At 60.6% G+C, this 26,189-nt stretch carries 19 protein-coding genes and 3 tRNA genes; 11 read left to right on the top strand and 11 right to left on the bottom strand.

Going from position 1 to position 26,189, the window contains the following annotated elements; all coding sequences use genetic code 11:
- Positions 1-2: 2 nt before the first annotated feature.
- The 3 genes from PMX70_RS08210 to PMX70_RS08200 form a co-directional block, all read right to left on the bottom strand.
- Positions 3-1,790 (bottom strand): AAA family ATPase, encoded by a 1,788-nt coding sequence (locus PMX70_RS08210; RefSeq protein WP_271738869.1) that lies wholly within the window; start codon positions 1,788-1,790, stop codon positions 3-5.
- 212 nt (positions 1,791-2,002) lie between these two features.
- Complete coding sequence (locus PMX70_RS08205; protein ID WP_271743332.1) at positions 2,003-3,817, bottom strand: VgrG-related protein; 1,815 nt, start codon at positions 3,815-3,817, stop codon at positions 2,003-2,005.
- Positions 3,818-3,956: 139 nt separating this feature from the next.
- Complete coding sequence (locus tag PMX70_RS08200) at positions 3,957-4,388, bottom strand: RrF2 family transcriptional regulator (protein WP_117772965.1); 432 nt, start codon at positions 4,386-4,388, stop codon at positions 3,957-3,959.
- 224 nt (positions 4,389-4,612) lie between these two features.
- Between PMX70_RS08200 and sufC the strand changes: the two genes are divergently transcribed.
- From sufC to sufU, 5 genes are read left to right on the top strand one after another with little or no spacing between them, the layout of a single operon-like run.
- Positions 4,613-5,413 carry a Fe-S cluster assembly ATPase SufC gene (sufC, locus tag PMX70_RS08195; RefSeq protein ID WP_006235561.1) on the top strand — a complete coding sequence of 267 codons (801 nt, stop codon included), beginning with the start codon at positions 4,613-4,615 and terminating at the stop codon, positions 5,411-5,413.
- A 12-nt stretch (positions 5,414-5,425) separates the two neighbouring features.
- Positions 5,426-6,838: a Fe-S cluster assembly protein SufB gene (gene sufB, locus PMX70_RS08190; RefSeq protein WP_022094821.1), complete on the top strand. Its 1,413-nt coding sequence runs from the start codon at positions 5,426-5,428 to the stop codon at positions 6,836-6,838.
- Positions 6,838-8,109, top strand: a complete 1,272-nt coding sequence (locus PMX70_RS08185) for a SufB/SufD family protein (RefSeq protein ID WP_271743331.1) — start codon at positions 6,838-6,840, stop codon at positions 8,107-8,109. The genes sufB and PMX70_RS08185 overlap by 1 nt, the downstream gene beginning before the upstream one ends.
- On the top strand, positions 8,106-9,431 hold the full coding sequence (locus PMX70_RS08180; RefSeq protein ID WP_206428119.1) for an aminotransferase class V-fold PLP-dependent enzyme: 1,326 nt from the start codon (positions 8,106-8,108) through the stop codon (positions 9,429-9,431). Before PMX70_RS08185 ends, PMX70_RS08180 begins: the two co-directional genes overlap by 4 nt.
- On the top strand, positions 9,424-9,858 hold the full coding sequence (gene sufU, locus PMX70_RS08175; protein WP_271743329.1) for a Fe-S cluster assembly sulfur transfer protein SufU: 435 nt from the start codon (positions 9,424-9,426) through the stop codon (positions 9,856-9,858). The genes PMX70_RS08180 and sufU overlap by 8 nt, the downstream gene beginning before the upstream one ends.
- A gap of 658 nt (positions 9,859-10,516) precedes the next feature.
- Here the strand turns inward: sufU and PMX70_RS08170 are convergent.
- Positions 10,517-11,329: a transposase gene (locus tag PMX70_RS08170; RefSeq protein ID WP_161194526.1), complete on the bottom strand. Its 813-nt coding sequence runs from the start codon at positions 11,327-11,329 to the stop codon at positions 10,517-10,519.
- A gap of 403 nt (positions 11,330-11,732) precedes the next feature.
- Between PMX70_RS08170 and PMX70_RS08165 the strand changes: the two genes are divergently transcribed.
- From PMX70_RS08165 to PMX70_RS08150, 4 genes are all read left to right on the top strand, one after another.
- The gene (locus tag PMX70_RS08165) at positions 11,733-12,467 is read left to right on the top strand and encodes an iron-sulfur cluster assembly scaffold protein (protein WP_006235554.1); all 735 of its coding nucleotides are present in this window, start codon (positions 11,733-11,735) and stop codon (positions 12,465-12,467) included.
- Between the two features lie 18 nt (positions 12,468-12,485).
- Positions 12,486-13,490: a GGGtGRT protein gene (locus PMX70_RS08160; protein ID WP_055252290.1), complete on the top strand. Its 1,005-nt coding sequence runs from the start codon at positions 12,486-12,488 to the stop codon at positions 13,488-13,490.
- Between the two features lie 256 nt (positions 13,491-13,746).
- A complete protein-coding gene (locus tag PMX70_RS08155) occupies positions 13,747-15,273 on the top strand; it encodes an FAD-binding protein (RefSeq protein ID WP_271743328.1) in 1,527 nt (508 codons plus the stop codon).
- Positions 15,274-15,434: 161 nt separating this feature from the next.
- The gene (locus tag PMX70_RS08150; protein ID WP_271743326.1) at positions 15,435-15,797 is read left to right on the top strand and encodes a BRO family protein; all 363 of its coding nucleotides are present in this window, start codon (positions 15,435-15,437) and stop codon (positions 15,795-15,797) included.
- 243 nt (positions 15,798-16,040) lie between these two features.
- Here PMX70_RS08150 and PMX70_RS08145 read toward each other — a convergent pair.
- The 3 genes from PMX70_RS08145 to PMX70_RS08135 all read right to left on the bottom strand — a co-directional run bounded on the left by PMX70_RS08145 (position 16,041) and on the right by PMX70_RS08135 (position 16,331).
- Positions 16,041-16,113 (bottom strand) — tRNA-Lys (locus PMX70_RS08145).
- A gap of 43 nt (positions 16,114-16,156) precedes the next feature.
- Positions 16,157-16,232, bottom strand: a tRNA-Lys gene (locus PMX70_RS08140).
- A gap of 22 nt (positions 16,233-16,254) precedes the next feature.
- A tRNA-His gene (locus PMX70_RS08135) sits at positions 16,255-16,331 on the bottom strand.
- A gap of 164 nt (positions 16,332-16,495) precedes the next feature.
- On the opposite strand from PMX70_RS08135, the gene PMX70_RS08130 reads away from it, so the two are divergent.
- Positions 16,496-17,677 carry a pyridoxal phosphate-dependent aminotransferase gene (locus tag PMX70_RS08130; protein WP_271743324.1) on the top strand — a complete coding sequence of 394 codons (1,182 nt, stop codon included), beginning with the start codon at positions 16,496-16,498 and terminating at the stop codon, positions 17,675-17,677.
- Positions 17,678-17,813: 136 nt separating this feature from the next.
- Complete coding sequence (locus PMX70_RS08125; protein ID WP_271743323.1) at positions 17,814-18,704, top strand: ROK family protein; 891 nt, start codon at positions 17,814-17,816, stop codon at positions 18,702-18,704.
- A 115-nt stretch (positions 18,705-18,819) separates the two neighbouring features.
- Here the strand turns inward: PMX70_RS08125 and PMX70_RS08120 are convergent, their stop codons facing one another.
- The 4 genes from PMX70_RS08120 to argS form a co-directional block, all read right to left on the bottom strand.
- The gene (locus PMX70_RS08120; RefSeq protein WP_271743321.1) at positions 18,820-19,269 is read right to left on the bottom strand and encodes a VanZ family protein; all 450 of its coding nucleotides are present in this window, start codon (positions 19,267-19,269) and stop codon (positions 18,820-18,822) included.
- A gap of 7 nt (positions 19,270-19,276) precedes the next feature.
- On the bottom strand, positions 19,277-20,677 hold the full coding sequence (locus PMX70_RS08115; RefSeq protein WP_271743320.1) for a hypothetical protein: 1,401 nt from the start codon (positions 20,675-20,677) through the stop codon (positions 19,277-19,279).
- 313 nt (positions 20,678-20,990) lie between these two features.
- Positions 20,991-23,537, bottom strand: a complete 2,547-nt coding sequence (rho, locus tag PMX70_RS08110; RefSeq protein ID WP_271743318.1) for a transcription termination factor Rho — start codon at positions 23,535-23,537, stop codon at positions 20,991-20,993.
- 789 nt (positions 23,538-24,326) lie between these two features.
- Complete coding sequence (argS, locus tag PMX70_RS08105) at positions 24,327-26,180, bottom strand: arginine--tRNA ligase (protein ID WP_117563961.1); 1,854 nt, start codon at positions 26,178-26,180, stop codon at positions 24,327-24,329.
- Positions 26,181-26,189 lie beyond the last annotated feature (9 nt).

Here is a 26,189-nt window from a genome sequence, read left to right as displayed (position 1 = left end):
CGCTACAGTCGTTGGCACACCACGGACACACGCTGACCGTCAAAACCAAAGCCCCAACGCATGCGCCCGACGGCGGGGCGCGGCACGCGGATATCATCGATGCCGTCGCGCTCTATGTCGAGCAGCGCCTGAACCGCTAACAGTTCCAGGCCCAGGGCATCGACGCCAGGGTCATACAACATGTTGATCGTAATGAGCGGTCGCTCATCGAGCATGCCGAGCGTGTCGGCCACGTCAAACACCCGACCGGTGGGAATCACCTGGATATCCCAGCGATCCGAGACGCCACTTCGCTTGGAGCTGGGATTGCAATAGCCGGACAGTCCAAAGCAAAGCCCCTGCAGCGCCAGATGATAGGCTGTCGGCATATCTGATTTGTCCACATCGATGCCCAGATCGCCGATAGCACAGCTCAAAGCTTGCTTTACAGCGTCCTCGTCTCCTCGACACAACCCGTCATGGAACGAGTCGATAACTCCAACGTCCTCAACGGCGCACTCAAACCATTCCAGAATTACAAGACGGAGCGCCTGACGCACTTCGTTGTTAGGCAGGCGCAGGGAACGAAGGCACGCGCCGTCCTCCGAATGCCCTGTCATGTCCGTCGTAAGAAATCCAGACAGATACAGCGCAGTCCAGATATCTTCGGGCTTGGCGGCATCGACCTCCTCGGCATGCACATGCACTGGCGCCTCAATAAACCCATGCGGCTCAACCAAATCGAACAATGCGGACAGGCGCATGAGATTCCAGTCACCGACGCATGCGCTCAGACGGTCGGCGTAACCATACAGATCCGCCCGAACGGGCGCGACGCAATCGCGCTGTGCGTAGTCCACCACGCGCTCCGGGCTCGAGCAATAAAAACCACCAAACAGATAGCCCTCGAGCCACTCACGCGCGTCATCCAGACAGCCGTTGCGACCGATGCAATCCAACAGCACTTGGACTTCGTCGTCCGAAAAACCGAACCATCGATCACACCAACTCGACAACGCTGTCGCCGACCGATAGGAAACCCCACGTTGGGACAACGCAAACTCGGCATGACCGGGGCGCTCGCCCATCAGACACGTCAATCGCAACGAGTCGCCGGCATCGGCAATGGTGTCGAACAACATTCGGCTGAGCGACTCTAGGGAATCCACGCTACCGTCGTCCTTAGCGTCCAAACGCTTTGGACATACCGCGTCGTAGTCGTCTATCAGAAGAACAACCTGCTCATCGAAAGCTGCCTGGAGCAGCTTGATAAGCACGCCAAGCGCCGCATCGATCTCCTTATCGCTGGCCACCCCACGCGCCGCCCTCTCGATAAGACGGACTTCACGTCTTGACAGATCAGGTGCGGCAAGCAGCGGCAGCAATCGGGCGCACTCGTTCGCGACAGCGCTGCGAATAGCCGCCGCAGCATCGGCGTCGCGCCCCGCAGCGGCAGCTGAAAAGTCGAGCGTGATGACCGGATAACTCGCGTACTCATCACGATAGCGACCGCCGCCCGCCTGCCAAATCTGGGTACCAGCGAACAGGCTTCGATCCGGCAGCCGGTGATCAGGTCGTTCCAAATAGCACTTGAGCATCGATAAATTCATGCTCTTGCCAAAACCCTTGGGCCGACAGCAAAACGCAACAGGTGCTTCACTGTCCAATATATCGGCAATAAACATAGTCTTATCGACGAGCAAACACCGATTGATTGCATCGGAAAAGTCGTGTGCATCAACCGGTAGAGCTGCGCTATCCGCATGATTGAGCAACCGTGCACCAAACGCATGAGTAAAACCACAATTCACCTGTTCAGACACCGTAGACTCTCCTTCTAACGCAGCACGATGCCCATTGTAGCGAGCGGGTAGAGCACAATAATATCGACATGCAAACGTTTCGGGCAACGGTAGCAACAGACCCCCGAGGGGGCATAACAAATCGTTGCACAACAAAAAAGGGGCCCGATGCCGCCGCACCGGACCCCGTCCCAAACTTTTATAGAAAACGATCTAGAAGATTACTCCTCCGAGCCGTCCTCCCCAGAAGCCTTCTTCTGCTGATCGAGCTTATGCTTACCACTTACGATAGACGTAGCGCCCAGTGTGGCCAAGCTTGCACTAGCAAGGCTCGCCATCACGATCAAGTCGCCCGTCTTGGGCATGTTGCCGCCCGAGGACTTGGTAGTTGTAGTCGTCGTGGTCGTGGTGGTCACCGTTTTGGAGTCATTTTGCTCTTGGACCCGGTTGTCAGCACCGCTCTTGTCGTCGTCTTCGGACTGTTTCTTTTCGCCCTCGGCCTTGCTCTTGTCCTTCTCCTCAGATTCAGACTTCTTATCCTCGTCCTTCTTCTGTTCGGACTTGTCGCTCTTCTCCTCAGAGCTAGAACCCTTATCGGATTCGGTCTTCTCGGAAGCCTTGTCCTTGGAGTCGCCCTTTGCGGCTTCGATCTTTTCCGTGGAAACCTGATCAGAGTTGCCCTTGTTCTGGGTCGAGCCGTTATTGACGCCAGCCATCAGCGAAGAGCCCAGCGTAGAACCAAGCTGCTCGGAGAAAGAAGGCTTCTTGTCCGGCGAAGCAACGGGAACGTCCGGCGCCTTATTCGAGTCATCCTTGGAAGCATCGGAACCAGGGGTTGCGTCAGAGCCGGAGCCGTTGTTAGAGCCGGTGCCAACGGACGAATCGCTCGAGCCGGTGGATGAGTTAGAGGTGCCAGCGCCGGTCGAACCAGAAGCGTCGCTGTCCGTATTGCCGGCAGAGCTTGAAGACGAATCGCCCGCAGCAGAGCCGTTTGAATCGGAGCCGTTCGAGGTAGAGCCGTTGTTGGTAGTGCCACCAGCAGAGCCATCACCGTCAGCACCGGTCGAGGGCGCATCCATCCTGTCATCGTTGGCATCGTCGCTCGAGTCGTCATTCGAATCAGGCGTCGGCGAGGGCGCCGGCGTGGGCTCGGGCTGCACGGGCGTCGCAGCGGCAGCGGCCTCGTCCTCGGCGATATAAACCAAGCAGTCCTTCAGCTCGTTGCGGTAGCGGTTCTTCCAGCCCTCATGATACTGGGGCTGGCTCGAATACTTGGTCGCCACGTTATTGACCACACTGTTGGAAAGCGCCGTCACAAACTCGCGATCAGTCATACTGTTAGAAAGGTTTGCCCAACGGAAGAAGTCCCTGCAGCCACCGGTGCCGCACATGTTGGTGATGCTCCACACCATGCCCTTAACGCAATCGGCACGGCCCGAAATATCAATGCCCAGGCCGCTCTTGAGCCACGCCTCGGTCACCGCATAGTACGAGTTGTACGCATACGCATCCTGCAGAGCCGAGAACTCAACAGGGTCGGTGTTATAAGCACCTTGGAAAGCCTCCTGCGCAATACGGCCCAACTCGGTGAGCTGGCCGTTCTCGTACATGGCATTGCTCGTGTTGGAAATCTCGCTGCCGCGATCAATCGCATCCTTGAGCATGCTGTATTTTTCGGGGTTGTAGTTGTAGGCCTGCTTCATAAACGGAATGAGCGACCATCGACGGTCGAACTGGTAATAACCCAGCGCGTTATAGCCGTCGCCATACGAAAAGCCCTGGTTATAGTTGCCATGGCTCTCGTACTTGGTAAAGTACTTCATCTCGGGGGTCACGTTAACAAACGAAACGCCCTGGACCGACCTCAGCACGCCCGAGAAGGACTGCTGGGTATAGAGACCCTTATCGATATCGGTCGCATCCGAGGCAACGCCCGGCGTGGGCTCCTCGGCAGCGGCGGGTGCCGGCACGGAAACGGCGCCAAACGAAAGCGCCAGCGTCAGGCCCGCGACAATAGCAGAATGCTTGCGCTGCATAAGATCCTCCCTGCATTGGTGTAGTTAAAGTGCAGTTTGCAAAGATAGAATTAAGTATTGCAGCTCACCCGTTGTTGCACAACAACCCCTCGGTAAACGGCAACAACCCTCCGCGAAATCTTAAGGAATTGCGCTAAACCTACAGCTTGATGTTGAAGTTGACTTCGGGGACGGCGGCCAGGTCGGCCAACGTCACGCCGTCGACGTACTTTTCGATCACGTCGTCCAGGCCGCGCCAGAACTTGACGGTTGAGCACAAATCGCTGCGGGTGCAGCTGTTGTCGATGCCGTCGCACGCCACGGGCGCCGTGCTGCCCTCGACAGCGCGCAGGATGTCGCCAGCACGCACCTCGGCGGGGTCCTTGGCCATCATGTAGCCACCGCCTTTGCCGCGCACGCTCTTAAGCAGGCCCGCCTTCATGAGCGGACGAACCAGCTGCTCCAAATACTTTTGCGAGATATGTTCACGGTCGGCAACCTCGCGCAAAGCAATCTTGCCCTCGGCGTCACCCAGCGCCGCGATATAGATCATTAACCGGAGGGCATAGCGGCCCTTAGAAGAAATGAGCATACCTACCCTCCCATCGCATCTGGAACAACATAACCAGGTTTGTTTGTCCCAAATCTTAAGTAAGTGGGACAAACACAACAGGTTATTTTGTCCCAGAATTTGAAAAGTCGAGTGGATTAGTCGGGTTTTCCCTTGACTAACGCCGAACCCATAGTAACTTTATTCCGAGAAGATTCCTAGGGTTTAGTACACCTATGAGTACACCATATACAGAGAGGGACAGCATGAGCGCAAATCCGCTGCTTTCCATCGAAGGTCTCACCGCCTCCGTGGACGAGAAGACCATCCTCCACAATGTCAACCTCAACGTCGCCGCCGGCGAGACCCACGTGCTGATGGGCCCCAACGGCGCCGGCAAGTCTACCCTCGGCCACCTGGTCATGGGCGACCCCGTCTACACGGTCAACGACGGCCGCATCGTCTTTGACGGCCAGGACATCACCGAGCTCACCACCGACAAGCGCTCGCGCGCCGGCCTGTTCCTGAGCTTCCAGGCCCCTGTCGAGATCCCCGGCGTGCCACTGTCGAGCTTTTTGCGCGCCAGTATCGCCGGCCGCCCCGGCCTGGAGATGAAGGGCAAGGAATTCCGTCGTCGCGTCAAGGAGCTCGCGGCCGAGCTTAACATGGATACCGCCTACCTCAACCGTGAGCTGGGCGTGGGCTTCTCGGGCGGCGAGAAAAAGAAGGTCGAGATGCTCCAGCTTCTGCTGCTGCAGCCCAAGCTCGCCATCTTGGACGAGACCGACTCCGGCCTGGACGTCGACGCCCTGTCCACCGTCAGCCACGGTATGGACGCCTACCGCAAGAGCTGCGACGGCTCCATGCTCATCATCACGCACAACACGCGCATCCTGGAGCACCTGGATGTCGACCGCGTCCACGTTATGGTCAAGGGCCACATCGTGCGCGAGGACGATGCCTCGCTGATCCCCTGGATCGACAAGAACGGCTTTGAGACCTTCGAGCGCGAGGCCGCCGAGCAGCGCGCCCAGGCCGAGGCCGCCGCTGCCGAGCAGCAGGCGTAAAGGGGCGACGCAATGACCAAGAACCGCACCGAGGTCGCGGACATCGACCGCAGCCTCTACGACTTCACCTACGGCGAGGAGGGATTCGAGCGCCTCGACGCCGGCATCACGCCCGACATCGTGCGCGAGATCAGCGCCAAGAAGGACGAGCCACAGTGGATGCTCGATCTGCGCTTAAAGTCCCTCGAGATCTTCAATCGTTTTCCCGACCCGACGTGGGGCCCCTCCATCGAGGGCCTGGACATGGACAACATCGTCACCTACGTCAAGCCCAACACCGACCAAAAGCACGACTGGGAGTCGGTGCCCGACGACATCAAGAACACCTTTGAGCGCCTGGGCATCCCCGAGGCCGAGCGCAGCTACCTGGCGGGCGTCGGCGCGCAGTACGACTCCGAGCTGGTCTACCACAACATGCAGGACACCGCGTCCAAGATGGGTATCGTCTATTCCGGCATCGAGGAGGCCCTGCACGACCCGCAGTGGGAGCCGCTCATCCACGAGAAGTTTATGACGCTCATCCCGCCCACCGACCACAAGTTTGCGGCCCTGCACGGCGCCGTATGGTCGGGCGGCTCGTTTGTCTACGTGCCCAAGGGCACCAAGTTGGACTTCCCGCTGCAGAGCTACTTCCGCCTTAACGCCAAGGGCGCCGGCCAGTTTGAGCACACGCTCATCATCGTCGAGGACGACGCCGACCTGCACTTCATCGAGGGTTGCTCCGCGCCCAAGTACAACGTTGCCAACCTCCACGCCGGCGCCGTCGAGCTCTTTGTGGGCAAGCGTGCGCACCTGCGCTACTCGACCATCGAGAACTGGTCCAAAAACATGTACAACCTCAACACCAAGCGTGCGCGCGTGGACGAGGATGGCGACATAGAGTGGATCAGTGGCTCCTTCGGCAGCCACGTGGGCTACCTCTACCCCATGAGTGTGCTCAACGGCCGCCGCGCCCGGTCGAGCTTTACCGGCATCACCTTTGCCGGCGCCGGGCAGAACCTCGATACCGGCTGTAAGGTCGTGCTCAACGCCCCCGAGACCTCGGCAACCGTCGAGACCAAGGGCATCTCCAAGAGCGGCGGCATTCAGACCTTCCGCAGCTCCATCGTGGCCACGCCCAAGGCCGAGGGTTCCAAGGCAACCGTGAGCTGCCAGTCGCTCATGCTCGACGACCAGAGCCGCTCCGACACCATCCCCGCCATGGACATCCGCGCCAAGAACGTTGACATCGGCCACGAGGCCACCATCGGCCGCATCGGCGACGACAAGGTGTTCTACCTGATGAGCCGCGGCATCTCGGAGGAAGAGGCCCGCACCATGATCGTCAACGGCTTTGCCAACCCGGTCTCCAAGGAGCTGCCGCTGGAGTACGCCGTCGAGATGAACAACCTGATCAAGCTCGAGATGGAAGGAGCGATCGGATAATGAAACAGGAAACCAACACCGCTGCTACCACCCTTGAGCAGGTCAACGCGATGCCGGCTGCCACTTGGGGCTGGCTGAAGATGAATCAGACCAAGCTCGAGCTCTCTGACGAGCTTGCCGCCGCTCCCGCGGAGGCCGTTGAGGTCGAAGGCTTGGGCGAGCAGTTTATTGGCGTGACAGACGCGTTCGACGCCACCATGGACGCCATGGCCGAGCACTTCCCCGAGCGCCGCTCCTCCGCCCCCGGTGATGCCGCCGACCGCGCCCGCATCACGCCCGAGACCGAGCTCGACGTGCCCGCCACCTCCGTCTACCAGGCCGGCGCCATCAAGCTCGAGGAGGAGCTCTCCCCTGCTGAAGCCTTCGAAACCGGCATGGGCGAGGCTGCCTACGCCTACTTGGCCGAGCACGCTACCAAGCGCATCGTCATCGATGTGCCCGCATACCAGCACGCCACGGTTACCGTCCGTGTGAGCGGTGTCGATGCCGCCGCGGCCATCGCCGCCATCGACGTCGTCGCTCGCCCGCAGGCAACGCTCGACCTGCATATTGCCCTAGACTCTCCTGTTACCGGCGAGGGTGTCGTGGGCTCCGTGCTACGCGTGTGCGCCCACGAGTACGCCACCGTCAACGTGACCTGCACGCAGACACTCGACGACAGCTGGATCGCACTCGACGACACCGGCCTGTTCCTGGACGAGGGCGCGCGCGTCAACGTGCAGCACACCGTCCTGGGTGCCGGCGCCAGCGCCACCGGCCTTGCCGGCGACCTGCTGGGCGACACCGCCAAGGTGACCATCGATACCGATTACCTGGGCGCCCGCGAGCAGGTGCGCGACTTTAACTACGAGCTGCGCCACCGCGGTCGCAAGACCGAGTGCGAGATCGACGCCAACGGCGTGCTGACCGGCACGTCCAAGAAGGTCTACCGTGGCACCATCGACCTCGTGCACGGCTGCAAGGGTGCAACCGGCACCGAACGCGAGACGGTGCTTTTGGCCAACAAGGGCGTCGACAACAAGACCGTTCCCGTCATTCTCTGTGACGAGGACGACGTCGCCGGCAACCACGGCGCCACCATCGGTCACGTCCGCGACGAGCAGCTGTTCTACCTCGCCTGCCGTGGCCTTGACCAAAACGCCGCCGAGGACCTGTTCATCCGCGCCAAGCTGGAGGACGCCGCGCTTTCCGCCACCGACGAGCGCACCCGCGCCGCCGTCGTCCGCCTAGGCAACAACCTGATCGACAACTTTGAAGAGGAGCTCGCATGATCGACACCGAGCACGTTAAATGCGATACCTGTACTGCCCCCGAGCCCATGGAGCTCGACGCCAGCGACGAGGCTTCGCGCTGCTGGCCCACCGTGGACATCGAGACCAACCCCTACAAGGGCCAGTTCCCGCTGTTCCAGCAGCACCCCGAGATCGCCTTCCTCGATAGCGCCGCCACCGCGCAGCGCCCTGCCTGTGTGCTCGACGCCGAACGCGACTTCTACCAGCGCATGAACGCCAACCCCCTGCGCGGCCTGTACTCGCTGTCCGTCGAGGCCACCGACGCCATCGCGAAGGTCCGCCAGCAGATCGCTGACCTCATCGGCGCCTCACAGGCCAACGAGGTCGTCTTCACCCGCAACACGAGCGAGTCGCTCAACCTGGTCGCTAAGAGCTTTGCGCCCACAGTGCTCGAACCGGGCGACGAGGTCGTCATCACCATTATGGAGCACCACTCCAACCTGATTCCGTGGCAGCAGGTCTGCCGCGAAACCGGCGCCAAGCTCGTCTACCTCTACCCCACCAAGACCGGCCAGCTCACCACCGAGGAGGTTCTTGCCAAGGTGGGTCCCAAGACCAAGATCCTAGCCGTGGGACAGGTCTCCAACGTGCTGGGCGTCGAGAACCCGGTCAAGAACCTCGGCAAACTCGTGCACAAGTACGGCGGCTACCTGGTCGTCGACGGCGCGCAGTCGCTGCCGCACATGCCGGTCGATGTGGCCGACCTGGGCGCCGACTTCTTTGCCTTTAGTGCGCACAAGGCCATGGGCCCCATGGGCATCGGCGTGCTGTGGGGCAAGATGGACCTGCTCAACGCCATGCCGCCCATGCTTACCGGCGGTGAGATGATCGACTCGGTTACTGAGCAGGACGCCGTCTGGGCTCCCGTCCCCGAGAAGTTCGAGGCCGGCACGCAGGACGCCGCCGGCATCTTCGCCACAGGCGCCGCCCTCGACTACCTCGTCAACACGGTGGGCTACGAAAACATCCAGGCACGCGAGCAGGCACTCGTCCACTACCTGATGGGCGAGCTCATGCAGCTCGACTTTGTCCAGATCATCGGCTCAATCTATTGGGATAACCACCACGGTGTCGTGAGCTTTAATGTCAAGGGCATCCACCCGCACGATGTCGCGAGCATCATGGACATGGACGGCGTCTGCATCCGCGCCGGTCACCACTGCGCGCAGCCGCTGCTCACCTGGCTGGGCGTCGAGAACCTTGCCTGCTGCCGCGCCAGCGTGGCCTTCTACAACGACAAGGCCGACATCGACAAGTTCATCGCCGGCCTGCATCACGTTTGGAGCACATTCAATGGGTAATCTGTACACCTCCACCACATTTATGGAGCACAACTCGCACCCCGACTATAAGTACGAGATGGATGCTCCCACGCACGAGCACGACGGCATCAACCCCAGCTGCGGAGACGAGCTCACCTTGCAGCTGCGTGTCGAGAACGGCGTGATCGAGGAGGCCTCCTTTACCGGCCACGGCTGCGCCATCAGTCAGGCCAGCGCCGACATCATGGCCGACCTCATCACCGGCGAGACGATCGAGGAAGCGCGTCGCTTGGCAGGGCTCTTCCTCGCCATGATCCGCGGCGAACAGCTCTCCGAGGAGGACCTGGAAGATCTGGACGAGGCCGCCCAGCTCCAGGACATCTCGCACATGCCCGCCCGCGTCAAATGCGCCGAGCTCGCCTGGCGCACCCTCGACGGCATGCTCGAGGGGCAAGCAAACCAGTAGCGTATGCCCCGAATCCAAGGTTTTTGATTGCCGAGCCGCCCGATACGGGCGGCTCTGTTTTTTCTAATGAGCGCGAACGCACAAAGTCCGCGCGTCCGGCACCCCGTCTGTCATTTACCACACAGCCAGACGCGAACACGGGCGTTTTCCACAGCACCAAAGGCCTGCGGCAGGGCCACGAGCACGCCTAGCATCGTCCCATGCCCCATCCAGCTGGGCTCCGATTCGCTTCGCGCCTGCTGCAGACGGGTCCCATAGGGAGCGACGTGCATTTTTGCGAATATTCAGCACGCCAAGCTGTGTGTATACGCATCGAAAGCGTTAATCAACGTCTCCAGGCGCATATATAGTGCGTTTTAGAACAAGCATCGTGGTCTCAGGGGCGCAAACATGAGCTTCGGGAGCGCATCGGCAGGCATAAATAGCTTCGGGGCCCGTATGTTGCAAAATTGCGACGGTAGTGGCAGTACCGCGATGCTGAAAACTCCATTTTTTGCACGGCGCAGATGGGGGTAGGCACGGGCAAACCCGGACTGAGCCCTTATTTTATGCAAGATGGCGATTGTTCTATGCATATTAAGAAGTGCAGTTGCCGCACCAAGCTTTTGAACGCTTGTTGCGGCGTATGGACGACCCCATCTGCGGCGCACAGGCGACCCTACATCACGTTTCCGCCAGTCCGCATCGCCGTCCGCGCGCGGGCACGCACAATACGAGAGACGGTACTTTTGCCAATCCCGGTATAGCGCTCAATCTGGCGCACCGTGAAACCGGCATCGTGCAATCCAAAAATAACGGTATCGCGCTGCGCCGGCGGTGCGGCTTTAACCCCGCGAAGCGGAACCCCGAGTTCCTTAGCCATCTTGCCGGCAAAGGCGTGGCGTTCCCACTCCGTCTCTTTCATATCGCCCAGCGCTGGCTCGCCGCCGTCGGGCGTCGAAAGTGAATAGGCAATAAAGCCCTCGGCAGAACCAAAGAGCTCAAGCACGCAAGAAGGATCGGAAAATCCCCTCGCGACATCAGCCGCGTCACCGTCGTAAGCGCGCAAATGCTCCGCAAAGCTGCTCCAGGGATAACGCTCGATTAGGCCAACGCCCGCCTCCTGTGGATCGGCGTGTACGGAGCGAATAGCCTCCATCACCTGCCAGTCGGTATCGAGCGAGCGCCGGTCAAAACGGTTCTGGAACAGATGACCCGTGCGCCCCGTGCGTTTATTGAACCGCCGCGCGTACGTCAAAAGCAGCCGGTGCATCGCCGCGCTCATCGCGTCCTCGTAATCTGCAAGCACCAGATGCACGTGATTGCCCATAAGGCACCAGGCGATAACCGTCACGCCCGCCTCGCGGCAGCACTCGCGCATCAGCTCCAAAAACTCCCACCGGTCTTCATCGCCCTCAAAGATGAGCTGCTTGCCCACACCGCGGGCACAGACATGGTAAAAGCCGGTAACCGTTCTCCAAACGCGCTGCATGGCGCTCCCTTCGCCGGGATCTGATTGCCATCCAATACAGCACGATTGAAGCGTGCCATCAAAACATTCACGCAAAACAATACACTCGCGCGGCCAAAGGCAGTAAACGGGCGGCGAACGGCACCGTTGCAACAGGTCAACCCCTGCAACGCTTACAAGAGCTGACCAAAAGCTTGCCCAAGACGAACCCCCTCTACGGAAATTCGCGACCACAGAACATATAGTTAAACCGTTTCAATTAAAACTTCCGGACTTCTCGCTACGAAAACTGAGCCGTTCGCCGAATATTCCGTGCATTTCGCGGTATTATAGGGGCTGCATGTCATGTCCCTTTCGAAGGGTCGCCCGGCAATCGCCAGCCACGACCCCCAGACGGGACGCCAACACGATAGAGAGGAGAGGCATGCAGTACTCACAGGAAGTGGAGAACATGTGCCCCGTTGCCAAGGGTGCATACCACGGCCCCGCACCCATCCCCGAGGAGGGCAAGTGGGTCCAGGCTAAGGAGATTTCCGACATCTCCGGTCTTACGCACGGTGTGGGTTGGTGCGCACCTCAGCAGGGCGCCTGCAAGCTCACGCTGAACGTCAAGGACGGCATCATCGAGGAGGCCCTCGTTGAGACCATCGGCTGCTCGGGCATGACCCACTCTGCTGCCATGGCTTCCGAGATCCTTCCCGGTAAGACCATCCTCGAGGCCCTCAACACCGACCTCGTCTGCGACGCCATCAACGTTGCTATGCGCGAGATCTTCCTGCAGATCGTTTACGGCCGCAGCCAGACCGCGTTCTCCGAGGGCGGCCTGCCCGTGGGCGCCTCCCTCGACGACCTCGGCAAGGGCCTTCGCTCTCAGGTTGGCACCATGTTCGGCACCAAGGCCAAGGGCGCTCGTTACCTTGAGCTCGCTCAGGGCTACGTCACCCGCATGGCTCTCAACGACAAGAACGAGATCATCGCATTCGAGTTCCTGAACCTCGGCAAGTTCACCGACGCCGTCAAGGCCGGCAAGACCCCCGAGGAGGCCATCGCTGGCGCTATGGGCCACTATGGTCAGTGGGAGAACGCTGCCAAGTACATCGACCCGCGCACCGACGAGGAGACTCACTCCGTCGCCAGCGTGTTCCCGGTTCACGAGTAGAAAGGGAGGGAAATAACTATGACTGTTACGTTCGAAGGTTACGAGCGCCGCGCTGACAAGATCAACAAGTGCCTCGCCGACAACGGCATCGCCTCCCTCGAGGAAGCTCTGCAGATCTGCACCGACAAGGGCTTCAACCCGCGTGAGATCGTCAACAACACCCAGTCCATCGCCTTCCAGAACGCCGAGTGGGCCTACACCCTCGGTTGCGCTCTCGCTGTCAAGCGTGGCGCCAAGACCGCTTCTGAGGCTGCCGCCATCATCGGCGAGGGCATCCAGGCCTTCACCGTTCCCGGCTCCGTCGCCGAGGACCGCAAGGTCGGTCTGGGCCACGGCAACCTGGGCGCTATGCTGCTCTCCGACGACACCGAGTGCTTCGCCTTCCTGGCTGGCCACGAGTCCTTCGCTGCCGCTGAGGGTGCTATCGGCCTGGCTCTGAACGCCAACAAGGCTCGCAAGAAGCCGCTGCGCGTCATCCTCAACGGTCTGGGCAAGGACGCTGCTCAGATCATCGCCCGCATCAACGGCTTCACCTACGTGAAGACCCAGTTCGACTACTACACGGGCGAGCTCAAGGTCGTCGAGACCATCCCCTACTCCGATGGTCCCCGCGCTGCCGTTAACTGCTACGGCTCCGACGACGTCCGCGAGGGCGTTGCCATCATGTGGCACGAGAACGTCGACATCTCGATCACCGGTAACTCCACCAACCCCACGCGCTTCCAGCACCCCGTCGCTGGCACCTACAAGAAGGAGCGCCTCGAGGCTGGCAAGAAGTACTTCTCCGTCGCTTCTGGTGGCGGCACTGGCCGTACCCTGCACCCGGACAACATGGGCGCCGGCCCTGCCTCTTACGGCATGACCGACACCATGGGTCGCATGCACTCCGACGCCCAGTTCGCCGGTTCTTCCTCCGTGCCTGCGCACGTCGACATGATGGGTCTCATCGGCATGGGCAACAACCCCATGGTCGGTGCCACCGTCGCCTGCGCTGTCGCCGTCGAGGAGGCCCTCAAGGCCTAATCGCGCCCGCGCGATGCTCATATAGTTGAGCTTTGGAGCCGCTACCTTTCGAGGTAGCGGCTCTTTTTGTTTGCGCTGCTGCAGGGTGGCTAACGCCAATATATCAGTTGGGGCGATATACGAGATGTGATGAAATGGAGCATCAGAACGCCCATGACGCCCACCTGCCATATGTGCCCTTTACCGATTTGCCGAGTCTTTGCGGCCCCATTGCCGATCACCCGTGCGACAATGCGCCGGACGAGAAAGGAATCCGATGGAATCGACTGATGTACTGGTAATTGGATCTGGCATTGCGGGACTTTGCGCCGCCATCGAAGCGACACGCACGGGTGCAACCGTCACTGTGGCAAGCGCCGGCAAGACTATGAGTGGATCGAGCTTCTTCCCCGGAACCTGGGGCCTGGGGCTTATCGGACCCGTTAACGAAGACGACGAACAAGACCTCATCGACACCATCCAGACCGTTGGTGGCGGCGTCGCCGACCCCGAGCTTGTCCAGACGTTTGTCCGCGGCATTCCCCAGGCAATTACATGGCTCGAACGGGATCTTGGTGTTGAACTTCAACGCCCACAAAATGCCGAGAGCGCCCAGCAAAAGCAGTTTATCCCCTGCTTTGACCACAAGACGCGCATGTGGCGCGGCCTCACCCGCAAGCCCCTTGAGGACGCTCTGACGACCCGAATCGAGTCACTCGGCATTCGCCTGCTCCCCCGCTATGAGCTTATCGACCTTGTTGAGGACACGAACGGTAGAATAACCGGAACCGTGCTCTACGACCTCACCGAAAATCGAATCGTGCCCTTTGCTGCCAAGGCCACGATCATCGCAACCGGTGGCACAGGCGGCCTGTTCGAGCGCAGCCTTACGTCGGCTGATGTGCTCAGCTCCTCGCAGGCCATCGCGCTGGCGCACGGCGCAACACTTACTAATATAGAGTTCATGCAGATGATGCCCGGTTTCATCGAGCCCAAGCGCAACCTGGTCTTCAACGAGAAAACCTGGCGCTACGTACATGTAGACCAGCCGGTAGATATTGCCGACGACAAGCTGGACGACCTGCTTGAGCAACGCTCCGGATACGGTCCCTTCACTTCGCGCCTGGCTTCCAGCGCCATCGATCTCGTCATCGATCAGGCAGGTGTCGAAGGCCTGGCACTCCACTACGACTTTCCCCGCGAGGATGTCCCAGAGTTTGTGCAGACCTTTGCCACCTGGCTGCAAGACGAGCACGGCATCGCCCCGACTGACGAGATGCGCGTTGCGATGTATGCCCACGCCGCTAACGGCGGCATCAAGATCGATAAGACCGCGCAAACGGGCGTTGAGGGCCTCTACGCTTGCGGCGAGGCGACAGGCGGCATGCACGGCGCCGACCGCATTGGTGGCTTGTCAAGCGCCAACGGCATCGTGTTCGGGCGCATCGCGGGCGCATCGGCAGCCCAAGCAGCGCTGGACGCTCCCGAGGCGGCCGCTCCGATGGATATCGCCCTCCCTCAGTATGGCATTGCCACAACGGATGCCGAACGCCTGACACACAGCCTAAGGCACACGATGAGCACCTATTGCATGATCAACAGGACCGAAGCAGGTCTATCCAAGGCCCTGCAACAGCTTGAAAGCCTGAAAGACGAGGCAACGGCGCTGAGCAAGCCGCATGCCAATGACAGCGAGATCGCAGCCCTCGCCCGCCTGCAATCGCAGAATCAGCTGGCAACGGAGATGGTCAAAGCCATGCGCAAGCGGACCGAAAGCCTGGGTTCGCACTATCGATCGAATTAAACTGGACACCTATCTAGAGCAGAGCACAACTAATCGATATCTATGGGCCCCGTGACCTCGAAGTGGCACGGGGCCCATTCGTGTCCGCACGGCAGCGTATCCTTATTCTGAGTACAGAGCGGGCAAAGCGCGCATAGACAATAGATCAGCGAGGAGGAGATATGGACAGCAGTGATATCGAGAAGTGGCGTGTCGAACTTGATAGCTACGCCAATGTGGAAGACGGCGTTGAGTATTGGCTCGCACGCGATTTAATGGAACCCATGGGATACACTCGATGGGAGAACTTCGCCGAAGTTGTTAAGAGGGCAAAAGTCTCGTGCGAAACAAATAAAACTCCAGTTGATTCCCATTTTCGTGACACCACGAAAATGATAACTGCCGGTGTCGCCGCTCGCGCGGTTAAAGACTACAAGCTTACGCGCTATGCATGCTATTTAATCGCCCAAAACGGAGATTCAAACAAGCCAGAGATCGCGCTCGCCCAGGCATACTTTGCCGTGCAGACGCGCCGGTTTTACTGATCCCCAGGGTAGACTCGATCTGTGAAAGCGGCTGTGCCCTTTCGGGTTCGACCCCAAGCGAGGTCAACAAAAAAGACGGCCAACTTTCGTTGACCGTCTTAACTTGCTTTGGTGGGCCGTCAGGGGGTCAGCCTGCTTTGCAGACGGCCGCTGCGGCGCTCCGCGCCCCGACGGGTTCGACCCCATGAAAGGTCAACAAAAAAAGACGGCCAACCTTCGTTGACCGTCTTAATCATCTTTGGGTGGGCCGTCAGGGGGTCGAACCCTGGACCTTGGGATTAAGAGTCCCCTGCTCTACCAACTGAGCTAACGACCCAAAGCTAAAGTCCGTGGTGGCGGACTTTAGAGGAGATATCGTGTGGTGGGCCGTCAGGGGGTCGAACCCTGGACCTTGGGATTAAGAGTCCCCTGCTCTACCAACTGAGCTAACGACCCGATATCGACACGAAGCAAGAACTGGGGTGGGTAAAGGGACTCGAACCCTCGACCTACGGGACCACAACCCGTCGCTCTAGCCAACTGAGCTACACCCACCGTGTCCTGTGCGCTTCGCGCTCGACTATTATTGCAAGGAACGCCACGCGATGCAAGCCCCAATTTTCAAGAATTTTGAAAAGAGTTTTTCGAGCCCGTTTCGAGCAAATCCCACCGGTTCCATAGGAGTAAACTTGCTCCACCCAATGCTCGAAAGGATAGGCATGAAAGAACTCTCCAACCGCACGGCGGCGTTTACCGATTCGGTCATCCGCCGCATGACGCGCATCTCCAACAAGTATGGTGCCGTCAACCTGTCGCAGGGCTTCCCCGATTTCGATCCCCCGGCGCAGCTGCTCGATAGCCTCAGCACCATTGCCACCGACCCCAAGCCGCTTTACCACCAGTACTCCATCACCTGGGGCTCCCAGGCCATGCGCGAGGCGCTTGCCGCCAAGCAGGAGCACTTTATGGGCATGCCGATCAACCCCAACGAGAACATCGTGGTCACCTGCGGCTCCACCGAGGCCATGATGGCCGCCATGATGACGGTCACGAACCCCGGCGACAAGGTCGTCATCTTCTCGCCATTCTACGAGAACTACGGCGCCGACACGATCCTTTCGGGTGCGGAGCCTATCTACGTGCCGCTCAACCCGCCCACCTTTGACTTTGACCGTGAGGTCCTGGAGGCGGCCTTCCGCGACAACGATCCCAAGGCGATCGTTCTATGCAACCCGTCCAACCCCTGCGGCAAGGTCTTTACCCGCGAGGAGCTCACCCTTATCGCCGACCTGTGCAAAAAGTATGACGCCTACTGCATCACCGACGAGGTCTACGAGCACATCGTCTACGCGCCCCACGAGCACGTGTACATGGCCACGCTGCCCGGCATGTTTGAGCGCACCATCAGCTGCAGCTCGCTATCCAAGACCTACTCCATCACCGGCTGGCGCCTGGGCTACACCATCGCCCCGGCCCAGATCACCGAGCGCATTAAAAAGGTCCACGACTTCCTCACCGTGGGTGCTGCCGCTCCCCTGCAGGAAGCTGTCGTCACCGCCCTCAAATTCGACGACAGCTATTACCAGGAGGTCCTCGACCTCTACACCGCCAAGCGCGACCTATTCTGTCAGGGGCTCGATAGCATCGGTCTCACGCACAACGTGCCGCAGGGCGCCTACTACGTGATGATGGATATCTCGGAGTTTGGCTATGACAGCGACCTCGACTTCTGTGAGGATTTGGCCTCCAAGGTGGGCGTGGGCGCCGTTCCGGGCTCGAGCTTCTTCCGCGAGCCCGTCAACCATCTGATTCGTTTCCACTTTGCCAAGCGAGACGAGACGCTCAACGCTGCGCTTGAGAACCTCAAGTCGCTACGTGATAAAATCAACCCGCGCGGGTAAGGACGGTCAGTAACTAAAGGCACTAAAGAAACCTCGTGAACCCGTTGGGCCATGAGGTTTCTTTTTATAGCGACCTCATTTATTTTTTAGAGCGCTATACTTTAGTCACGGAGCAACTCGTCCAGAGAGGAATACTATGGCAGAGCAGCAGCTTATCGGAGCGCTCGAGGCCGGCGGCACCAAGATGGTCTGCGCCACGGGCTATGCAGACGGCACGGTCCTGGAACGCGAGCAGATTGCGACCACGACCCCGCAGGAGACCGTTGAGGCCGTCAACGCATGGTTTGCCGACAAGGACATCGCCGCGCTGGGCATCGGCGCCTTTGGCCCCACCGCAGTCAACCCTGCCTCGTCCCAATACGGCAAGATCCTGGAGACGCCCAAAACGGCATGGTGCTACTTTGACCTGCTGGGCACCATCCAAAACGAGCTCAATATTCCCTGCGGCTACGACACCGACGTCAACGTCGCCTGCCTGGGCGAGGTCACCTTTGGTTGCGCCCAGGGCCTCACTGACGTGGTGTATCTGACCATCGGTACCGGCGTGGGCGCCGGCGTGCTCTCGGGCGGTAAGCTCGTGCACGGCATGATGCATCCCGAGGCCGGTCACATCCTGGTCACGCGCGACCCGCGCGACACCATCGGCGAGCACAGCGGCTGCCCCTTCCACGACAACTGCCTCGAGGGCCTCATCGCCGGTCCCGGCGTCAAAAAGCGCTGGGGTGGCAAGAGCGCCGGAGAGATGGCCGATGACCCGGAGGCCATGGACCTGCTCGCCGGCTATCTGGCGCAGGCGCTCATGACCTACATCCTGTGCTACGCACCGCAAAAGATCGTCATCGGTGGCGGCGTGGCCGACCACACCCCCATCGTGCCGCTCGCGCGCAAGAAGTGCGCCGAGATGCTCAACGGCTACATCGTCACGCCCGAGATGGCCGACATCGATAGCTATATCGTCAACAACAGCCTCGAGGGCAAACAGGGCATTATGGGCTGCTTGGCCCTGGGCGCTCAGGCGCTTCAGTAGCAGACGCACCCACAGGGCGTGGCGCACCCGGCAAATCCGACCTATGGAACGACGCCGCCACACCTCATATAAGCCCTCCAATAAAAAAGGCCGCCTAGGACCAAACAATGCGTCCTTAGGCGGCCTTTTTGGCGCACATCAGCGACCGTAAGAGATATCGGAGCACAACGCCCGTTGCCGCTCCACAGCAGTCGATCATCACATCGGTGATCATGCCGGCGCGTCCCGGCACAAAGAGCTGAATCGTCTCGTCGATCGAGGGAATCAGCAGCAGGAACACTGCCGTGGGCAGCAGCACGTCAAAGGTGCGTCGGCCCTCAAAATCAAAGGCGTGCGTTGCCAGGATGCCGAGCACCAAATACTCGGTAAAATGCGCGCACTTACGAACAACAAAGTTGGTCACCCATTCATATGGAAGTCCCACGCCGTGCAGGAAACCGCGGATAGCTTCCATGACCGTTAGGCTCAGTGAGCCCGACCCCGAGCCGGGAACCAGCGAATTGCCACAGATCAAGAGCGCCATCAGGCAGGTTACGACCGCCCATTTTCGATTGATCTTAACCATGCAGAAGTTATGCCTCCGCACGGAGCGGCGCGAAGCTGGCGGTACCGCCCTCGATAACGCTCAGATAAGCACGGCCCGTACGCTTGGCGGTAGAGGACTGAAGACGCTCGATCTCTTCCTCGAGGATCTGATTGACGCGCTCGTGACGACGATTTTCCATAATGCCGGCGGCAATAGCCTCGGCCCGCTCGATGCTCTCACGCGAGATACGGGCAGTATCCTCGGGGAACACAGCGCTGTGACGGCCGACATAGGCGGGGGCAGCAGGCTGAGGGGCAGCGACGGGAGCGGGGGCTGAAACAGGAGCAGGCTCGTCAATCTCATCCAGAATCGCGGTGGCGGCGGCCCACATACCCTCGTGGCCCGAGTAATCGGCCATGGGGACATCAACCTCGAGCGAGGCGTCCGGAAGGTCGCCGGTGTCGATGCGATCTTGGGCATCAATCGATGCGGTGATGGCTGCAGGCTCATCGAGGTCATCGAGATCGATGCCCGCGGCACCGGAGATGATAGGCATGCTGGCGAGGTTTGCATTGTACGGCGCAGCCTCAGCCGCCTGCTGCTGGGCAGGAGCGCCCCAAAGCGAGCTTTCGGCGGCACGGCGGGCGGCAACAGCCTCCTCGTCCGCGGTCATGGCTTCATCAACGTACGAATTATCGGCAGAAGCGTTCGCGTCCGCCGAGGTAGCGCTGTAGGCGTTATTGACCGCCGCATTGGCAACGAGTGCCACGAAAGCCGCCGTGCTGCCCGCAGGGGCGGCCTGGGAGCCCGACACGGCGCGTGCCGCGGCGGCGATATCATCGCGATTGAAGGAGCCGGTCTGCCCGCCGTTGGTGAGCTCGTCGATGGCGACTTGATAGACGTCGCGCGAGCGCGCAGGGTCGCAGCTCACCGGCGAATCGTCGTCGAGCATGCTGTCGATCATGGACCAAGCCTCGGCCTCGTCCATAGCATCTGCGGCTCGAGCGATGGTAGGGACACCATCATCGGCGTGACGGCGCTGGAACGCACCAGTCAGGCCGGAAAGGAATGCCGAGGTAGACTGCTCCGACTGAGCCTGAGAAGCAGAAGCCGCAGCGTACGGAATCGCATCCTGCTGCTGAGCTGAAATCGAGGCGGTCTTGAACTCGCTTTGATGCTGATTGAGATTGGCGGCACCGCCCATGGCATCGGGCTGGAACAGACGCTCTTCACGCTGCGCACGATACTCGGAGATACCCAGCGAGGCGGCATAGATACCCACGCCCGCCACCGCGCCCACGGCGAAGGGAACTGCACCCGCCACGACCGTCTCGTTCACCGACGAAAACGGCAGCGTCGCGGCATACATAACCACGGGAGCGGCAAGGCCGATCCCGCACGAAAGTCCGGCAAGGACTGCTCGTTGTGTTGCATCAGAAGAAGCCATGAGCTCTCCCCATCTTCCAGCACCCAAATCGCATCATTCAGTTGGCTGCGCGAGAGAAGATGAAGCGGGGCTATGCCCCAAAGCAACGGTATATGGTTCGTTTCATCTGCGTTTTCCGTCGCGAAGCTTAAAAGTTATTATGCGAAACCGTCCTGTCGATTGCAAGTGACGATGTCGGATTGAAACGGGAAACCTGCTGCTCGTCGGTCTTACGGTCAAAAATAAGCGCGGAGCGGCGCTATAGAAAAGGGCCGAGGCTCAAAGCCCCGACCCTTTATCGCATTGATGACTATCGCTGCGCGTGGATGACAACCTAGAACGTCTGCTCGTAGTCGCTGTGTTTTTTGGCCGAACGCACCAGGAACTCCTGGTTGGTGTTGGTGCCCTTAAGACCCTTGATAAACGATGCGGCTGCGCGCTCGGTGTTGTTCATGCCGGCAAGAATGCGACGCAGACCAAAGACAAACGGACGCATCTGCTCGTCGACCAACAGGTCCTCGTTACGCGTACCGGAGGCAACGGGGTCGATAGCCGGGAAGATGCGGCGGTCGGCCAGGTCGCGGTCGAGCTTAAGCTCCATGTTGCCGGTGCCCTTGAACTCCTCAAAGATGACTTCGTCCATCTTGGAACCGGTGTCGATGAGGGCAGAGGCCAGGATGGTAAGCGAGCCACCGTTCTCGATATTGCGGGCTGCACCCAGGAAGCGCTTGGGCGGATATAGGGCCGCCGAATCGACGCCGCCCGAAAGGATGCGGCCCGAGGCGGGCGCCGCCAAGTTGTAGGCGCGGGCGAGGCGCGTGATGGAGTCGAGCACCACCACGACGTCGCCACCCAGCTCTACGATGCGCTTGGCGCGCTCGATGACGAGCTCTGCCACGCGGGTGTGGTTGTCGGCAGGCATATCGAAGGTCGACGCCACAACCTCGCCCTTGATGGAACGCTGCATATCGGTGACCTCTTCGGGGCGCTCGTCGACGAGCAGGCAGATGAGGTGCACCTCGGGGTTGTTAATCGAGATAGACTGGCAGATCTTCTTGAGGATCGTGGTCTTGCCGGCCTTGGGCGGGGACACGATCAGGCCGCGCTGGCCCTTGCCGATCGGTGACACGATGTCGATGGCGCGGCCGGTAATAGAGTCCTTGCCGTGCTCCATGCGCAGCGGCTCGTTGGGATAGACCGGGGTGAGGTCGCCGAACTTGGGACGGTTGCGAATCTGCTCGGGGTCCAGACCGTTGACGGTCGTGATTTTGGCGAGGCCGGCGCGCTTGTCGCCGCCGCGCGAAGGACGCAGCGAGCCCTCGATGGCGTCGCCCGTGCGCAGGCGCGCGGAGCGGATGAGGTAGGCGGGCACGAAGGCGTCGTCGTTGGACTTCATGTAGCCATGGGCGTGGATGATGCCGGAGCTGTCCGGGCGAATCTGCAGAATGCCCTTGATGTCGCGGAAGCCCTCGGCCTTCGCAGCGGTGACGTAGATTTCCTCGACGAGCTCGGCCTTCTTCTTGCCGGTCGTCTCGATCTCGAACTCCTTAGCCTTCTCGCGCAGCTCAGCGACCTTCATGGCCGCGAGTTCCTCGCGCGAAAGCGTGGGCTCGGTGGGAGCGGCATTACGCTCCTTGTTGCGCTGTTTGCGATCGCGCTGGCGGTTGCGACGGTCGTTGTTGCGGTCGTCCTTACGCTCGTTGCGCTCGTCGTTGCGCTTGTGCTGGCGACGGTTGGGACGAGTGCCGTCTTCGCCCTCAGCGGGGGCGGCACCATCGGTTGCGGCGGTGCCAACATTGGCCGCGGCGGCGTCATTGGCCTCGGCGCCAGAATCAACCTGCGCTTCGACATCCTGCTGCTCGGACGCCTTGGCCTTAACGGACTTCTTACGACCGCGCTTGGGCTTCTCGGACGCAGGCTGTTCGACGTCCTGGGCCTTGGCGACATCAGTCGACGCATCGGCGGTCGTCTCGGCAGAATCCTCGGACGCACCCTTCTTGGCAGCCTTGGCCTTTGACGTGCGCTTAGCAGCAGTACGGCGGCTGCGACCGGGACGGACGTCGGCGGGCTCGGCATCGGCGGGAGCGGCCTCGGAAGTCGTAGCATCCTGGACGGGTGCATCGGCAGCGGTTGCAGACTCGGCGGTCGCCGCAGCATCCCGAGCGGCGGCGGCTGCTGCTGCGGCCTTCTCTGCCTCGACAAAGGCCTTGGGCTTGCGACCGCGACGGTGCGGGCGCAAAGCCGGATCGACAACGGGAACTTCGTTGGCCTCGACAGGCGCAGCGGGCTCAACAGGCAATGTGCCCTCCCCTGCCGCGGAACGGACCGAAGCCTCAGTGAGCTCGGGGGCTACCTGTTCCGCAACTTGCTCGGCCTTAGCAGCCGTGCGGCGGCGTGTGCGCGGTGCCGGCTTCTCGGTCGGCAGGTCGGCGGCAGGGGTCTCGATGGCGGCAGGCGTCTCGGGCACAGACGGAGCTGCAAGCTCGGTCAGAGCCGCGGCCTCGCGCTCGGCAGCACGACGGCGGGCGCGCACCACCTGAGCCTCGCTAATCTGCGCCAACGCACGTGCCTGCGCGACCTCATCGGAAATTGGAGCCGAGGAGTCAGCTGCAACGGTGCGCTTGGCGCGCGTCGTGCGCGTGGTACGGCGCTTGGGCTTGGTGACCTCCTCGCCGTCAGCGGCAGGCTTGGCCGTGCGGCGCGCGAGCTTGGGCTTTGCCGGAGCAGCCTCCTCACCAGTTGCAGGCGCAGGCGTCGAAGCAGCCTTAGGCGTCTCGGGAGCCGAGGCTTGCGCGGGCGCCGCGACCTGGTCCGACGCAACCGGTGCAGCGGGAGCGGCTTGCGTCGTCGTTATTTCGTTTTCTTGCTGTTGATCAGACACAGTGTTTGCTCAACTTTCTTTTCAAGCCCTGTGATCACATGCTCCCTGCATAAACCTTCAGGGCGGCTAAACAGTCTAGTTCCGTTCAAAACGACGGACATCATTGATCTGTATCGAGATGATTGCGTCATATACGCAGCGTTAGTGTAACACAACCGCCGCCACCTGCAACTTAGTCATTGGGGACGTTCTTAAACGACTAGTCAAAAGGGACACTCTTCCCCTAAGGCGCCTTGAAATGAAGCGACTAGGGGGCAAATCCGTGGCGTCGGGATTCGCCGCGCCACGAAACGCGCCTATCTACTACGCTTGCCCCCGGACCCCTGACCATACCCTTGTTTTATCAAAAACAGCGAGTCCGCTACCTGCGGTTTTAATATCGAACTTTACGGCATGGTTCGGGGTATGCGGCAAAACGTAGGAGATGGGCACGATTCGCGGCGGACGGTATCCCGCCACCCTTCCACAAGACAAAAATGATCCGTTCCCCCCCGTCCCCAAGGGACAATTTTCACAACTATGCCGGATTACGGGGCCAGAATGCTGCAAGCCAACCATACCCTGCATTTTCAAGAAACAATAAGCCATCTACCTGCGGGTTTAATTTTGCTATTGGCACCATGGTCGCCAGTTGGCGATTCAGCCCCGTAAACCAGTATAGTTGCGATTTGGTAGCATTTTCCAACACGCCTAAAAGCCCCGCCAAACGAAAAAAGCCCGACCTCCGCATGGAGATCGGGCTTATAGGGTTCAGCAAAGCCGAACTTACACGGTCAAATGACCCGCAGATTACATCTGCTCGGGCGCGGAAACGCCAACGAGGGTAAGCACCAGGGCGAGCGTCACGCGGACAGCGTCGCAAGCTGCCAGACGGGCGCGCGAAAGCTCGGGGTCGACGGGACGGCCCTCGCTCGGCAGAACCTGGCAGGCAGCGTAGAAGCTGTGGAAGTCGCCGGCGAGCTCCTCGGCAAAGTGGGTCAGACGGAACGGAGCGCGATCGCGAGCACAGCTGGCGATCAGGTCGGTGAGCTCGTTGAGCTTGCGCGAAAGGGCGAGCTCGGTCGGGTCGGTCAGCAGCGAGTAATCGACGTTCTCACCGATGGCCTTGGCGGCAACGGCCTTCATGCCCATCTCGTCGGCCTGCTCGGCGGTAACGTCGGCGGCACGGCGCAGGATGGAGCACACGCGGGCGTGAGCATACTGCACGTAATAGACCGGGTTGGAGTTGTCGCGCTTCTTAACGGCCTCGATGTCGAAGTCGACCATCTGGTTGGAGCTCTTGGAGATGAGCGTGTAGCGAGCGGCATCGGAGCCGACCTCGTCGACGAGCTCCTGCAGGGTCACCATGGTGCCCTTGCGCTTGGACATACGGACGGGCTTGCCGTTACGCAGCAGGTTGACGAGCTGGCCCAGCAGAACCTCAAACTTGCCGGGGTAACCCAGAGCGTCGCAGACGCAGCGTACGCGCTCGATGTAACCGTGGTGGTCGGCGCCCCAGATGTCGATGACGTGATCGACGCGCTGGAACTTATCCCAGTGATAGGCGACGTCGGAGGCGAAGTAGGTGTACTCGCCGTCGGACTTGATCAGGACGCGGTCCTTGTCGTCGCCCAGATCGGTGGAGCGGAACCACAGGGCGCCGTCCTTGGTGTAGAGGTAGCCCATCTTGTCGAGCTTCTCAAAAGCGCGGTCGACGGCGGAGGTGCCGGCGGTCTCGCCCTCGGTGTCCTTCACATACAGCGAGCGCTCGGAGTACCAACGATCGAAGTCGCAGTTGACGGCGTGGCAGAGGTCGCGCATGTTATCGACCATCTTTACATAGCCGCGCTCGCGGAAGCTCTCCATGCGCTCCTGAGGATCGGCGTTGACCCACTTATCGCCGTCGGTGCGCCAGAACTCGGCGGCCTCGTCGATGATGTAGTCGCCGCCGTAAGAGTCCTTGCCCAAGGTCTCGGCAAAGTTGTCCTGATACGGATGGGTCTCGGGGTGCTCGTCGTTCTCGTCGGCAACAAAGGCGTCACGGTCGGCGATCAGCAGCTTGTGAGCCTCGTCGATATCAACGCCCTGCTTGGCGATGATGTCGGCAAGCTGCATATAGCGCGTGCTGATGGAGTTGCCGAAGGTGTTCATCTGAGAGCCGTGGTCATTGATGTAGAACTCACGCTGGATCTCATAGCCGGCGTGGTCCATAACGCGGCAGAGCGAATCGCCCAGCGCGGCCCAGCGGCCGTGGCCGATGTGCATGGGGCCGACGGGGTTGGCGGAAACGAACTCGACCTGGGTCTTCAGGCCACCACCGACGTTGGACTTAGCGAAGTCCATGCCCTTCTCGCGAGCCTCGCCAAAGATGGCATTCTTGACGGCAACGGAGAGGTAGAAGTTGATGAAACCGGGGCCTGCGATCTCAACCTTCTCGATCGCGGGATCCTCGGGCATATGGGCAACGATGGCCTCGGCGATCTTGCGCGGGGCGCAGTGGGCCAGCTTGGCGGACTTCAGGGCCATGGTAGAGGTCCACTCGCCATGAGAAGTGTCAGCCGGTCGCTCGATAGCGCAATCGTCAAGTTCAAATGCGGAAAGGTCGCCGGCCTCCTGGGCCGCAGCAAGCGCAGCGCGTACCAGCTCTTCAATCTTCTCGGGCATAGATCCTCC

The organism is Collinsella aerofaciens (assembly GCF_028206795.1).
Classification (GTDB): Bacteria; Actinomycetota; Coriobacteriia; order Coriobacteriales; family Coriobacteriaceae; genus Collinsella; species Collinsella aerofaciens_AX.
The sequence above is the reverse complement of the archived record's forward strand: the minus strand, read 5'-3'. Positions and strand labels throughout refer to the sequence as shown.